The sequence below is a fragment of the Actinomycetota bacterium genome (assembly GCA_005888325.1).
In the GTDB taxonomy this organism is placed as follows: Bacteria; Actinomycetota; Acidimicrobiia; order Acidimicrobiales; family AC-14; genus AC-14.
Window position 1 is genome coordinate 1 of sequence record VAWU01000043.1, and the last position, 12,414, is coordinate 12,414.

At 67.9% G+C, this 12,414-nt stretch carries 15 protein-coding genes; 10 read left to right on the top strand and 5 right to left on the bottom strand.

Going from position 1 to position 12,414, the window contains the following annotated elements; genetic code table 11:
- Together E6G06_14665 and E6G06_14670 are read right to left on the bottom strand one after the other, a co-directional pair.
- Window positions 1-262, bottom strand: a 262-nt coding sequence (locus E6G06_14665; protein TML89282.1) for a hypothetical protein, incomplete at its 3' end; no start/stop codon positions are given.
- Between the two features lie 40 nt (window positions 263-302).
- Window positions 303-920, bottom strand: coding sequence for a class I SAM-dependent methyltransferase (locus E6G06_14670; protein ID TML89283.1), 618 nt, complete (start codon window positions 918-920; stop codon window positions 303-305).
- Between the two features lie 118 nt (window positions 921-1,038).
- On the opposite strand from E6G06_14670, the gene E6G06_14675 reads away from it, so the two are divergent.
- The 10 genes from E6G06_14675 (at window position 1,039) to E6G06_14720 (ending at window position 9,152) form a co-directional block, all read left to right on the top strand.
- Window positions 1,039-1,425 carry a winged helix-turn-helix transcriptional regulator gene (locus tag E6G06_14675; protein ID TML89284.1) on the top strand — a complete coding sequence of 129 codons (387 nt, stop codon included), beginning with the start codon at window positions 1,039-1,041 and terminating at the stop codon, window positions 1,423-1,425.
- On the top strand, window positions 1,422-2,759 hold the full coding sequence (locus tag E6G06_14680; GenBank protein ID TML89285.1) for a YHS domain-containing protein: 1,338 nt from the start codon (window positions 1,422-1,424) through the stop codon (window positions 2,757-2,759). The genes E6G06_14675 and E6G06_14680 overlap by 4 nt, the downstream gene beginning before the upstream one ends.
- Before the next feature lie 491 nt (window positions 2,760-3,250).
- Complete coding sequence (locus E6G06_14685; GenBank protein ID TML89286.1) at window positions 3,251-4,180, top strand: hypothetical protein; 930 nt, start codon at window positions 3,251-3,253, stop codon at window positions 4,178-4,180.
- A gap of 71 nt (window positions 4,181-4,251) precedes the next feature.
- Window positions 4,252-4,644 carry a hypothetical protein gene (locus tag E6G06_14690; GenBank protein TML89287.1) on the top strand — a complete coding sequence of 131 codons (393 nt, stop codon included), beginning with the start codon at window positions 4,252-4,254 and terminating at the stop codon, window positions 4,642-4,644.
- A complete protein-coding gene (locus E6G06_14695) occupies window positions 4,641-5,609 on the top strand; it encodes a hypothetical protein (GenBank protein TML89288.1) in 969 nt (322 codons plus the stop codon). The genes E6G06_14690 and E6G06_14695 overlap by 4 nt, the downstream gene beginning before the upstream one ends.
- Window positions 5,610-5,697: 88 nt before the next feature.
- A complete protein-coding gene (locus E6G06_14700; GenBank protein ID TML89296.1) occupies window positions 5,698-6,015 on the top strand; it encodes a BlaI/MecI/CopY family transcriptional regulator in 318 nt (105 codons plus the stop codon).
- Window positions 6,012-6,914, top strand: a complete 903-nt coding sequence (locus E6G06_14705; protein ID TML89289.1) for a M56 family metallopeptidase — start codon at window positions 6,012-6,014, stop codon at window positions 6,912-6,914. Before E6G06_14700 ends, E6G06_14705 begins: the two co-directional genes overlap by 4 nt.
- Before the next feature lie 348 nt (window positions 6,915-7,262).
- Window positions 7,263-7,862 (top strand): class I SAM-dependent methyltransferase, encoded by a 600-nt coding sequence (locus E6G06_14710; protein TML89290.1) that lies wholly within the window; start codon window positions 7,263-7,265, stop codon window positions 7,860-7,862.
- A gap of 163 nt (window positions 7,863-8,025) precedes the next feature.
- Window positions 8,026-8,613: a hypothetical protein gene (locus tag E6G06_14715; protein TML89291.1), complete on the top strand. Its 588-nt coding sequence runs from the start codon at window positions 8,026-8,028 to the stop codon at window positions 8,611-8,613.
- Window positions 8,586-9,152 carry a DUF2752 domain-containing protein gene (locus tag E6G06_14720; GenBank protein TML89292.1) on the top strand — a complete coding sequence of 189 codons (567 nt, stop codon included), beginning with the start codon at window positions 8,586-8,588 and terminating at the stop codon, window positions 9,150-9,152. Before E6G06_14715 ends, E6G06_14720 begins: the two co-directional genes overlap by 28 nt.
- A gap of 735 nt (window positions 9,153-9,887) precedes the next feature.
- Here the strand turns inward: E6G06_14720 and E6G06_14725 are convergent.
- The 3 genes from E6G06_14725 to E6G06_14735 all read right to left on the bottom strand — a co-directional run.
- Entirely contained in the window at window positions 9,888-10,220 is a 333-nt protein-coding gene (locus E6G06_14725; protein ID TML89293.1) for an STAS domain-containing protein, read from the bottom strand.
- A gap of 500 nt (window positions 10,221-10,720) precedes the next feature.
- Window positions 10,721-11,350 carry a maleylpyruvate isomerase family mycothiol-dependent enzyme gene (locus tag E6G06_14730; GenBank protein TML89294.1) on the bottom strand — a complete coding sequence of 210 codons (630 nt, stop codon included), beginning with the start codon at window positions 11,348-11,350 and terminating at the stop codon, window positions 10,721-10,723.
- Window positions 11,351-11,354: 4 nt separating this feature from the next.
- The coding region (locus E6G06_14735) for an adenylate/guanylate cyclase domain-containing protein (protein ID TML89295.1) at window positions 11,355-12,414 on the bottom strand (1,060 nt) is incomplete at its 5' end.

The window sequence follows — 12,414 nt, forward strand, 5'->3', positions numbered from 1 at the left end:
CCTGCTCCCGGCTGATCGCCACCTCGCGGCCCGGTGTGATGCCCCAGCGGGCGAAGGACGCGAGCATGTCGCCCTGCTCCTGGCAGATGCGGGCCAGCTCGGCCGGCGCGATCCCCCGCCGGGCCACGAAGCCGATCAAGCGAACGCGCTCCACGTCCTCGCGGGTCAGATCGCTGCCGTCGTTCAAGAGCCCGAGGGACTGCCAGGCGTGGATGTCTGCGGCGGCTTCGGCGGTGACCGCCGCGGCCTCGTCGACGGTCATGCTCCTGCGCCTCCGCGTCGTCGCTTCACGGCGATGGACCCTAGGCCTTGACCGCACGCCCTTCGAAGGTATAGGCGAACGGCTTCGGCTCACCCTTGAAGTAGTAGGTGTCGAGCTGCTCGATAACAAAGCCAGCCTGGCCGATCAACTCGGCGATCCGCCGGGTGAGATGACACCCACCGGCGAGCCTCTTGTTCAGCGGCTCCAGGCGGCACTGCCAGCGCTCGACGTTCGGATCCGGCGCATCCCCATGCTCGACAAAGTGGAGCGCACCCCCCGGCTTCAGCACGCGCCGAATTTCAGCGAGGGACGCCGGAAGGTCAGGGATCGTGCACAGCGTCCAGGTCGAGAGCGCCGTGTCGCACCTCTCGGATTCGAGCTCGAGCCGTTCGCCGTTGAGGCCCGCTTGCTCGACCCGGACCGACGACCGAGCGATCCGGGGCTCGGCGATGCGCCTGCACACCGCCGACGGCTCGACTGCCAGGACTCTGGCGACCTCCGGTGGGTAGTAGGAGGCGTTGAGACCGGTGCCGAACCCGATCTCCACGACATCACCGTGCAGCCCGGCGCAGACGCGCGCTCGCACTGGGCGAGTCGCCTTCCGGGCCATGGCGAGGTCCTGAAATCGCGGGAGGAATTGCTCTTGATAGCGACCCATTCGGCACCTCCGCGACGACGGTAGTCGTTGCCTCGGGAGAGGCGGCACGACCTCCGGACGCTATCGGAATATCCGCACGGGTTTACGGTTATACGGTGATGAGACCCCGGAGATCCTGATGCCCACCGTTCCGACACCTGATCGTTTGGCCGACCCGCGTGCCGTCAAGGCCGCTCGGAGACAGCTGATCGACATCGACGACGCCGACCGTTTGGCCGAGCTGCTGACGCTGTTGGCCGACGCCACCCGCGCCCGGATCCTGTTCGCCCTGGGCGCGGTGGACGAGCTGTGCGTCGGTGACCTGGCCGCCACGCTCGATGTCTCGGAGGACGCGGTGGGCTATGCGCTGAAGTTGCTACGCATGGCCGGGTTGGTCCGGGGCCGCAAGGAAGGCCGCTCGGTCTGCTACCGGCTGGCCGAGGGCTTCCCGCACGAGATGCTGGAGCACTGCCTCCGTGACCTGTTGCGCATCAGCCCCGAGGCCGGCCCGAGGATCGGGTCATGAACATCCTTGCCGCCAGCGCGCCGGTGTGGGTGGAGCGAAGCCTGCGGGAGGGGTTCTTCATGTTCTGGGAGACCCTTTGGCCGCTCGTGCTCGGCGTCGGCCTGTCGGGCGCGGTGCAGGCGTTCGTGTCCCATGAGCAGATGGAGCGCATGATGGGCGACCACCGGCCCGCCGCAGTGGCCCGGGCGAGCGGGCTCGGAATGGTCTCGTCGTCGTGCTCGTACGCGGCCACGGCGATGGCCAAGTCGCTGTTTGCCAAAGGCGCCGACTTCATTGACGCCATGATCTTCATGTTCGCCTCGACCAACCTCGTGGTCGAGCTGGGCATCGTGCTGGTCATCCTGATGGGGTGGCAGTTCGCCGTCGCCGAGTTCGTGGGCGGCCCGATCATGATCTTGCTGCTCGCCTTGACCGGCGGCCTGGTCATCGGACGCCATGCGACCGACGGGGCTCGGGCACGACTGCAACACGCGAGGGTCGGCGCCGACGAGCGCGACGCCATGGTCGGCGTGAGCGAAGAACGGCAGCACGAGCTCGAGCGCGCGCCGTGGTCGGCGAAACTGCGTTCGCGGGCGGCATGGGCCGACGCCGCTAGCTACACGATGGCCGATCTCACCATGCTCCGGAAGGAGCTCGTGATCGGCTACCTCGTCGCCGGTTTTCTGACCGTCCTCGTCCCCATCCACCTCTGGAACGACCTATTTCTGCGCGGCCACGGCTTTTGGACATCGCTGGAGAACGTGATCGTCGGACCGTTCATCGCGGTCGTGAGCTTTGTCTGCTCGGTCGGCAACGTGCCGATGGCGGCGGCGCTGTGGAAGGGCGGCATCAGCTTCGGGGGCGTGATCAGCTTTCTCTTCGCTGACCTCATCACCCTGCCGCTGCTGTTGATCTATCGGAAGTACTACGGCGGCCGCTTGACGCTCCGGCTCCTGGCATGGTTCTGGGTGGTAATGGCCGCGGCTGGACTGCTGGTCGAGGGTCTGTTCTCCCTTACCGGGCTCATGCCCGAAACGCGGCCGCGCGAGATCGTCGCGACCAGCTTCCACTGGAACTACACGACGTTTCTGAACGTCACATTCCTCGGCCTCTTCGCCTATCTGTACTGGCTGTACCGCCACCGCGAGCGGCTTGGCGGCGGCCGAGGCTACGCGCTTGACCCCGTCTGCGGGATGCAGGTGCGCATTGTCAACGCGCCGGCTTCCGCAGACCACGCTGGGCGCACCGTCTATTTCTGCTCGGATCGTTGCCGGGAGCGGTTCGAAGCCGAGCCCGACCGTTACACCGAAAAGGCGGCCGCCGACGTGTCGGGGCGGCCTCGCGATGCTCCGTGACGTCCGATGACCCTGACAGCTCCGAAGCTGGACGGCCGCGTGAGGCGCCTCCCGGGGCACACTCCACTACGCTCGGCGACTGCGTGAAGAAGGCCCTCCTCGTCGCTCTCGTTGTGATCGTGGTGCTGACCGGCATCCCAGTCGTCATTGGCCACGGCGGCATGTCATGCTCCGACTGCAGCCCGTCATCGGTCATGAGCGGTGTGGGTTGCGCAGCCACCGTCCCTCTCGCAGTCACGCTGGTCGTCGGTCTCCTCTTGATCGCGCTCAGGCGCCGCGACGATGAACGGTGTGGTCTGTTGCTGGCTCGCAGCATCGAACGACCTCCGCGCTGACCCGGGCGCGCTTTGGCGCGCCTTCGCGCTGACGCACGTCGCCCCAGATTGGGCGTCGTCTTCCGGCCGCCCGCCCCGTGCTTCCGCTTTTACGACCGGCTGGGAGCGCCTTCTCGCCGAGGCGCACCGTCGGCACTCCGCCCAGGAGGTTGATCCGTGGCAAAGAGGAAACCCAAGCGCTCTACTCGCCCAGCCGCGCGCCGTCCGCCGCCGCGGGCACGCGTTGCTCGCAGATCGACACCGGCCACTTGGTGGTGGTGGCTCGCCATCCCGCTGGTGGTAGGCGCCGGTTTCCTCCTCCTCAACCGCGGCGGCGGATCATCCAGCCGCCAGGGCGCTTTCGTCGGCGGCGATCTTCACTCGCTCGTGGCCGATCCTGCGACACCCAACCGCCTCTTCGTCGGCGGCCACCAGGCGGTCTCGGAGTCTCGCGACGGTGGACGAACCTGGCAGCCAGTCCGTTCCCTCGACAACGCCGACGCCATGGGCTGGGCATTCGTCGCAAAGACGGTCTGGCAGAGCGGCCACCCGGGCCTGCACCACTCCGCCGACGGCGGACAGTCGTTCCGGCAAGCCAATGACGGGCTGCCATCCACGGACGTGCACGCCCTCGGTGGCACCGACCGAATCCTGTACGCCGCATCACCCGCAGCCGGGGTCTTCGCCTCCACAAACGACGGCGCCGTCTGGCAGATGCGTACCGCCGACGTCGGACAGGCGTTCTTCGGTCGCATCCTGGTCGACCCGACCGACCCCGACCATGCCCTCGCGGCCGACGCCCGCGCCGGTGCGGTCGAGACCGCCGACGGCGGGCGAACCTGGCGGCGGCTCGGCGGCATCGACGGCGCTCTCTGGGTGGCCTGGCGCGCCAGCGACCCCGGACGGATCGTGGTCAGTGGCAACGGCGCGGCTCGGAGCGACGACGGGGGGCGGACCTGGCAACGACTCGACGTGCCGAACGGCGTCAGCATCGTGGAAGCCGACCCCACGGAGGGGAGACGACTCTGGGCGGCAGCCCACGACGGTGCCCGCGCCAAGTTGTGGGAGAGCACTGACGTGGGCGTCCACTGGCAGTCGTTGCAATGAAATTGCAAAGGACGCGGAACCGTCAGGCGAACACGCCGCCAGTCCACTCCTTCCTCGCTCTTGTCGTCGCCTTGGCGGTCAGTGCCTGCGGTGCTTCGGCCGGAACCACGCCGAAGGCAGTGAATGTCGGCGGCGCGCAAGTTCCGGTGGCACAGCTTTCGTCAGTCCTTGGCGGCCTGTGCGACACGCGCCGCGCCGGCACCGACGCCGTTTCGGCGCGCACGGCGTTCTACAACCACGCGCACGAGAACCTGCACGTGCTCGCCACAGCTACCGAAGTGCCGGATCGGCGCGCGGCCGGGCGTTTGCTCGAAGCAATGCAGCGGGTCGAAGCCGACCTGGCGCCTGTCGGCGATCGCACCCTCCTGCCAACGCATGTGAATGAGCTCCTGCGTACCGCTCGCGCTTCGCTTGACCGACTTGATATCCCGTCCCGCTCGTGCCAGGAGGCCGACACGCGGTGACCATCCACCGCCGCCTCGCCGTCCTTGTCGTGGTCGCGTCCGTCGCTGTCGCGTGCGGCAACGCCGGGAAGCGGTTGCCCGACCGGTCGAAGCCCGACGATCTCGTCGTCGAGGTCGCCAGCTACGACCTTGCCGTCGGTCCGCCCGGTCGCCTCATCGTGGGCGCCCTGACCGCCGACCACCGCTTCGTCGGGTTCGGGACCGTGCAGATGCGCTTCGCCTACCTGGGCGCGACCAAAGACAGTGGCGCCGCGCCCGCATACGGGCCTCCCTCGAACGGGACGTTCCTCGTCATCCCCGGAACCCAGGTGCCGACTCCGGCGCCGACCCAACCGACACTCGTCGACGCCTCGACGGGGCGAGGCGTGTACGCCACGACTGTCGCATTCGACCGCGCCGGGATCTGGCAGGTCCAGGTCACCGCCAGCATCGCTCGGCGGATGCAGCAGGCCAGCGGCGCGTTCATGGTCGCGAGCCGCCACGCCATCCCCGCGCCGGGCGACGCCGCGCTACCGACGCAAAACCACACACTCGGAGCTAGCGATGTACCACCGAGCGCAATCGACTCACGCGCGTCCGATGGAACGGTTCCCGACCCCGAGCTGCACCACTCGACCATCGCGGCCGCGCTGGCCACCCACCGGCCCATCGTCGCCGTCTTCTCCACCCCCGTGTACTGCGTCAGCCGGTTCTGCGGCCCCGTCACCGACATGGTGCAAGAGCTCGCCCACGACTACGGCGACCGGGCCAGCTTCGTGCACGTCGAGATCTGGCGAGACTTCGACAAGAAGGAGATCAACAAGGCCGCCGCCGACTGGCTGCTCCGCGGCGGCGACCTGCAAGAGCCGTGGGTGTTCGTGGTCGGCGCGGATGGCAAGATCGTCGCCCGCTTCGACAACGTCACCACCCGCGGGGAACTCGAGCCGCTCCTTCGCCAGTTGCCGGTCATCGGAGTGGTCTCGTGATGCGTCTACGACGCTGGCGTAGTAGCGTCGGGGCGTGGCACGGCCGCGTGATGTCGACAAGCTCCTGGGACCGCTGGAGTCCGAGGTGATGCAAGTGATGTGGCGACGCCACGAGGCGGTCACGCCCCGCCAGATGCTCGACACGCTCAATGAGAAACGCGACCCGCCGCTCGCGTACACCACCGTGATGACCGTCATGAGCCGCTTGGCGGAGAAGCGGATCCTGGTCCGGCACTCCGCCCGTCGGGGCTACGCGTACGAAGCGGTCATGGGCGACGCCGCGGCCATCGCGGTGCGAGACGTCGTGCGTGATTACGGCGAGCAGGCCGTTGCGCACTTCCTCACCGAGGCGCGCGCCGACCCCAAACTCCGCCGTCGCCTGAAGCGCCTGCTCGAGGAGAGCTGAGCGTGCGCGCGCGAATCGACACCGCCAACCGGTCCTTCATCTCCCTCTTGGCGCTCGTCATCGCCGCCTCCCTCGTGGCTGGCCTGATCGGCTGCTGTGTCATCGGCGTCGTTCTCTACCGCTTCGGCAACGACGGCCTCAATGCGGTCGACAAGCCCGGAACTGTGCCCGCGCTTTTCCTGCTCGGCCTCCTTGGTACCGGCACCATCCTCGGCAGTCGGACGCTGCGCCGCCAGGCGGCCGGCACGGCTCGTCTGACCCGCAGGGTCCGCCGTCACACCCGCAGGCCGCTGCCGACGCACCTCGCCGCCATCGCCTCGGCCCATGATCTCGCGGGACGCGTCGACCTCATCGACACGCCAGAACCGTGCTCGTTCACCTACGGGATTGTCCGGCCCCGCGTCGCCGTCAGCACGGGTCTGCTCGGACGGGTCGAGGACGACGAGCTTGCCGCGGTCCTCGTCCACGAGCGCTACCACGTGAGCAACCGGGATCCCGCGAAGGTGTTCCTCACCCGCACGCTGCCGCGCGCCTTTCCGTATCTGCCCGTGCTCGGCGCGCTCCACGACCGCTACCTCACGTCTCGCGAACTAGCCGCCGACCGCCGGGCCATCGACCGCTGCGGGCCGCGGCCGCTCACTGGCGCGCTGCTCAAGGTCGTCGCCGGGCCCGACTGGGCCGACCTGCGCTCCGCCGCCGCGATCGGCGGCGACGAGGCGCTCGACGCACGCGTGACCCAGCTGGAAAGCCACGCCGAGCCGCCCGCCGCTCCCCTCGGCCGCGCCCGCCTGGCGCTCACCGGGATCGGCGGCGCCTCGCTCGTGTGGTCAGTTGCGGCCACACTCGCGGCATTTGGCGGTCCCGCCCAGCTGATGCGGACGCTGTGCACCGGAGGCTGACCGGTTGACACGTCGGACTACATCTACTACAACTACGTCGTAGCAGTAGTAGACTTCCGACTGGAGGATGCCATGTGTCTGCTGTGCGCCGCCGCCTGCGTTTGGATGATGGTCCGGGGGCACCGTCGGGGTGACTCGAGCTCCAACACCGCCGATGGCGTTCGTGAATCCGCTCAGCTCTGAGCGCCTGGTGAACAGAGCAGCGGCCTCCAAATCCACGGCGACGCGCAGGCCGCCCGTCGGCAAAGGGACGGCGGCGACACCGCCGAACGAGCGGAGGAGTTTGATGTCGGTGGGGAATCGAACGTGAGCCCGTCAACGACAGTCCGGCATCCTCTGTTCGCTCGGATGTACGCCCGCATGGCGAGCACGTTTGAAGCCAAGGGCGGCGCCGAGCACCGCCGCGAGCTGCTCGCCGGCGCGACGGGCAGGGTCATCGAGGTCGGGGCGGGAACCGGCCTCAACTTCGGTCACTACCCGGGCACCGTCACCGAAGTTCTCGCCGTGGAACCCGAGGGTTACTTGCGAGCCCGCGCCGAGGAGGCAGCCCGACGGGCGGCAGTGCCGGTACGCGTGGTCGTTGGCACCGCCGACGCGCTGCCAGCAGACGACGAAAGCTTCGACGTTGCGGTGGCGTCGCTCGTGCTGTGCTCGGTGCCGGACCAAGTGAGCGCACTCGCGGATATCAGGCGGGTCCTGCGTCCCGGTGGCGAACTGCGGTTCTACGAGCACGTCCGCGCTCAGGAGCCCCGTCTTGCCCGCATCCAACGGCGTGCAGACATCATCTGGCCGCTAACTGCGGGTGGCTGCCACACGGCACGTGTCACCGACGACGCGATCGAGCAGGCCGGCTTCCAGATCGAGACCAAGCGCGACTTCATCTATCGGCCGACGCTGATCACCGTCCTGGTCTCACCCCACGTCATCGGTGTCGCCCGCCGGTCGTGACGGACCCGACGCAACCCGAACCCGAGCTCAAACGGGACGAACGCCGCAGGGAGCGCAAGCGGCTGCGGGCCGTACGCAGGGAGCGGCGTCGACTGACGGTGCAGCGGGCGAACGAGCGCAAGAAGTCGGCCAAGGGCCGTAAGAAGGACAAGAAGAAGAAGAGGTGACACCGCGCGTCATCACCTCCATCACGGCGAAGCGCAACGTCCCGCTCGCCGGCCGCTCCTTCGGACACTGGTGGCTCGAGGTCGGCGAGGACGAGAGCTACGGCTGGTGGCCATCACGGCTGCCGCTGCGCTTCCGGGACGCGCTGCGCGGCGTTCCCGGCGTTCTCAACGGGGTCGGCGTCACGGATGACGGCACGCCAACCCACGACCCGAATCACGGCCTGCCCGCCGACTACGAGTTCCACCCCGTACTGCTCGAGTCCAAAACCGACGACGAGCTCCGCGTCGGCATCCGTGCGTTTGCTCGCGATTTCGCCGACGAGTGGCGGTGGTCCACTCGCCCGACCATGAACTGCAGGCTCTTCCAGCTCGCCCTCTTCGACGCGGTCGGGCTGGTCGACGGCACAGGGAACTACTTCACGCGCGGCACTGGCTGCCCGGCCCTTGCACCCGCGCGCCGCGTCGCCGGCCGGGTCACGGGTACGCGGCACTGGCCGCGCAATCTGCCCAATCCGCATCCGATGGAGTGCACCGACCGGCCGATTACCCTACGGAGGTGCGCCCCACGACGAGCGAAACAATGACGCCGATCAGTCCTTCAGAAGCACCCCCCGTGTCAGGAGCGCTCTGCGCGCACGCTCGAATCGACGGCGGCGCGACGTCCCCCTCACTGCGCGGGCCGAATGTGTTCGAGACGTTGTGCGCACGGGCGTCGGCCGCGCGAGGACAGCTCTCGACGGTGGCCGTCGCTACGCTCGCCGCGGTGGCGTGCGTCGTGCTCGCACTGTTTGATCCCCGCCAGAATTCCTTCTACCCAAGGTGCCCGTTTCGGGCCGTCACCGGACGCGCCTGCGCGGGCTGTGGGATCACGCGCGGCCTGCACCAGCTGCTCACCGGGCATCCGGTCGCAGCCCTGCGCCTCAACCTGCTCATGGTCGTATTGGTGCCAGCATCACTCTATGGCTACGCCGCGTGGGCCCTCCCCAAATGGCGGGGACGGAAGCTCCCGACGATCACGCTGACGTCGCGCAACATCGTCGTCGGCATTGGCGGGCTCCTGCTCTTCACGCTGCTGCGCAACCTCCCGTGGGAGCCCTTTCGCACCTTCTCTTCGTTGCACTAATGCCATTCGCACCTGCACTGGCGCGCTAGTCAGCCGCGCTGGCGGTGAATCTCCAACAGTTCCCCGAGGACGCCGTCGACGTACAGCTTCAGTTGGCGGACTTCCTCGGCCGGCGAGGTGACGTGCATAGAAATCGAGCCCCTTACGTAGACCGATCGGGTGAGGGAGGCCGTCAGCTCCTCGATGAGCCGCACGGATTCCTCGGGGACCTTGCGGGCGTTCTCAGTCAGGCCGCGCGATCGGAGGATGTGCCCGACCTTCTGCTTCTGAGTGAAGCCAGCGGGGACGAACCTTTGCGACCGCTACGGCTTACGCTCCGTGCTCGCGTCTTCCTCTCGGCCACCTTGAGTGAGATAATCGAGAAGTTCCAGGACAGTTTGTCCGAACTGTCGGTTCGAAAGGTGTCCCACCAAGGGCGCTCGCTACCGAAACCTGCCGCTCCACACCTGGTGGAGCGGCCTTTTTCATGTCCGATCGCTCACAGGCCTGATCGCGCACATTCGAACCCTGACTCGCAATCCTGGAGCGTGGGGTGGTGGGGACACGCAGCTCGTGCCGATTCTCGCAGCGCGAGAGCGAGCGCCGACCGGGCACTCTGCGCTCATTGCCTCCGCCCGGTGAGAGCACATGGTCGCCGCGACCGAAGCCGATCAGAAGGTCGACAGAACTGAAGCGCCTCTTGGCGTCAAGCGGCCAGCCTCGAAGAGGTTCTCGCCGGGGCTGCGCCAGCTTCCCTCAGTCCTCGACGGTCAGCAGCTTGGCCAGGCCCGTCATCTCCAGCACCTTGCGGGCTTGAGGTTGGGGCGAGCGAAGCACCACCCGGCGGACCCGATCCAACTGTGCGCGCTTGTTGGCCTCGACGAGCACCTTGATCCCCTGCGAGTCGATGAAAGTCATCCCGGCGAGATCCAGGACCACCGTGCCCTCGCCGTCAAGCGCGACAGCGACCGTTTCCAGGAGTAGGGGGGCGGTCGCCATGTCCAGTTCGCCGAACACAGACAGCACGACTTCGCCATCGCCGTTGCGGTGATGCGAGACACCGAATCCACTGCGATCTAACTCGGCCATTTCGCCGTCCTGTCGCAAGCCCCGAGAGAGGCGACAGAGCCCGCACGGCGGCGACCTGGGTCGAGGGCCGTCCTGCCGACAGAGGCGTCCCACTAAGACGTGTCTAAGACCCTAGCCGTTGCCCACGCCATGTCAATCGCTGCGCGACTACCGTCGTACCGTCGCCCCCGGAGGCTTGGCGGGGTTTGGCACGTCCGTCTGCCTGAAGCCCGCTGTCACCGGGGGCGACGTCGCGCCCGCTCCCGAGCGGGCATTCGGCGCTCTTTCCGGCGACCCGCAGCACGGCGCGGGTGGTGCGCGAGTAGTGAGTTTCGGCCCGCTGCGTCCTCGTGGCCTCGTGTCGTTCTCGCGCGTTGTTCGGTGCGAGCCCGGGCGCGGAACGCCGACTCTGCGCGGCCTTTGGTAGACGATGACCGTCCGCCTCGATGGAGGTCGACTGGAGGTCGGGCGGTGTGGCTTGCGACCCTGGCGGCGGTGTGTCGCGGCGTCGCGTTGGTCTTCTACGCGCTGATGCGACTCGCGAGTTCTTTCGTGCCCTCGCCGGTTAGATCCTCAAGGGCGTGGGCGCGGCCGTTGAGCGCCATGAGAATGGCTTCGCCGGGGCCATGGACTTCTGGTCCGGTTCCGACCCACCATCCGATGTCGGAAGCGACCAGTCGGAGGCCTTTCGCCCGCCGACGCGAGAACGCCATGGTCCAGGTCAAACCGCTTGCGGCGATGCCGAAGTCGAGTACGACCGATAGCCGCTCGGCCGGGATTTGGCGGACGATCCCGAGTGGCCGGCGTACGTCTTGCTGGTGGATCACGAGCTCGGAGAGTTGGGTGAGGATGTCGAACCGTCCGCCGAGCGTGGCCGGTGAGGCCAGCCAGTCAACGAGCTCGCTGGTCGAGCGAGTGCGCTCTGGTTCCATCTGGCGGTCTTCGGAGAACCCGACACGGGCCAGTTGGGTGATGCGCTGAACGGGATTGGTGTGCGCGTGGATGGCGATATGGATCACGGCGTCATGTACGGACCAGCCCTTGCACAGCGAAGGTGTCTCCCACTGCTCAGATGTCAGTCCTCGCAAGAGTGTTGCGAAGTCGTCCTGCTCGGCTTCGACCATGTTGCGCAGGGCGTAGGCGTCGGTCATGTCACTACTTCCTCTCGGCTGCTGCGCTCCACGGGATGTCCTGTACCGCGAGGCGGTCGGTGAGACCTTTGAGCTCGACCTGGCGTACGGGCGTAGCGGTGGTCGCCCCGGCTGCGATGGCGGTGGTTTGACTGGCGAGGATGGTGCCACCGTCGGCGTAGGCCGCGATACGAGCGGCTTGGTGCACGCCGAGGCCGGCGAAGTCGTTCCCGCTCAGCAGCGCTTCAGCCTCGTGTACGCCGATGCGAAGTTCCGGCGCGAAGCCGTGGATGTCGCGGGGCTCGGCGAAGCGCCGCTGGATCGCGACAGCGCAGTCGATCGCGGCAGCCGGGCTCGTGAAGACGGCGAAGAACCCGTCGCCCCCGCCGCGCTGCTTCACCTCTGATCCGCCGTGATGAGCCAACAGGTCCCGGATGGTGCGGTCGTGGGAGTGCAGCACCGTCGACCATCGTTCGTCACCCATCGAGGCCACCAGGCGGGTGGAGTCGACGATGTCGGTGAACATGAAGGTGCGTCGAACCTGATGCCCGATAGCGCTGTCCCCGAGACGAGTTCTCAGCATCTGCGCAGCTTCGATGTCGCGCATCGCCCCGAGACTCGTGAAGGTCAATAGCGCCGCCTCGAGCTCGACGATCGCCACTTGCCGGTCGTAGGTGCGCATCGCCGCTGCCGCCAGAAGGTGTTGCGTCTGCGCCGTCTCGTACGGCGCGCCCGCATCGCGCCACAAGTTGACAGCAGTGCGCGCCAGGCCGGCCGCCTCGACGTCCGCGCCCGCAGCCAGAGCCACCCGTGCTCGGCTCATCACCGCCCGCGCCTGCAAGATCACGGTCCCGTAGACGTCCGCGAGAGATGCCAGCCGCTCAGCGGACTCTTGCGCCGCTTGCAGGTCGCCACACGCCAGCTGTGCTTCGACGATCGCGGGCAGCAGTTGCCCGACCGCGAGCGGGTCGGCATCGCCGGCGCTGTCCACCGCGACGCGCAACAGCGCTGACGCGACGGTCTCGTCACCCTGCGCCAGCCGCAACATGGCCAGCCCGGGTTGAGGATCCTTCCCGTTCTTCGCG

Excerpts from the sequence above, each read along its gene's own strand:
- E6G06_14730 (TML89294.1), bottom strand. The coding sequence starts at position 11,350 with ATGACCGACGCCTACGCCCTGCGCAACATGGTCGAAGCCGAGCAGGAC.
- E6G06_14700 (TML89296.1), top strand. The coding sequence starts at position 5,698 with ATGCAAGTGATGTGGCGACGCCACGAGGCGGTCACGCCCCGCCAGATG.
- E6G06_14670 (TML89283.1), bottom strand. The coding sequence starts at position 920 with ATGGGTCGCTATCAAGAGCAATTCCTCCCGCGATTTCAGGACCTCGCC.
- E6G06_14710 (TML89290.1), top strand. The coding sequence starts at position 7,263 with ATGTACGCCCGCATGGCGAGCACGTTTGAAGCCAAGGGCGGCGCCGAG.
- E6G06_14675 (TML89284.1), top strand. The coding sequence starts at position 1,039 with ATGCCCACCGTTCCGACACCTGATCGTTTGGCCGACCCGCGTGCCGTC.
- E6G06_14680 (TML89285.1), top strand. The coding sequence starts at position 1,422 with ATGAACATCCTTGCCGCCAGCGCGCCGGTGTGGGTGGAGCGAAGCCTG.
- E6G06_14725 (TML89293.1), bottom strand. The coding sequence starts at position 10,220 with ATGGCCGAGTTAGATCGCAGTGGATTCGGTGTCTCGCATCACCGCAAC.